This window comes from Streptomyces griseus (assembly GCF_001715295.1).
GTDB classification, from domain to species: Bacteria; Actinomycetota; Actinomycetes; order Streptomycetales; family Streptomycetaceae; genus Streptomyces; species Streptomyces griseus_G.
In genome coordinates this window covers 1-213 of record NZ_MDKB01000015.1, presented here as the reverse complement: position 1 = coordinate 213, position 213 = coordinate 1, and the positions used below count along the sequence as shown (strand labels likewise).

Genomic DNA, 213 nt, shown 5'->3' with positions numbered 1-213 from the left:
GTCCTGAGCCAGGATCAAACTCTCCGTGAATGTTTTCCCGTAATCGGGATCACAACACGAGAGCGGAACGACCGATCGGAATAAGAACTGTCTCTTATACACATCTAGATGTGTATAAGAGACAGCGCATACGGTTTGGCCTCATCCGGTTTCGCTCGCCACTACTCCCGGAATCACGGTTGTTTTCTCTTCCTGAGGGTACTGAGATGTTTC

1 rRNA gene is annotated in these 213 nt (G+C 49.3%); it reads right to left on the bottom strand.

Going from position 1 to position 213, the window contains the following annotated elements:
- Positions 1–213, bottom strand: a 23S ribosomal RNA gene (locus BA175_RS31490); the annotation flags it as partial.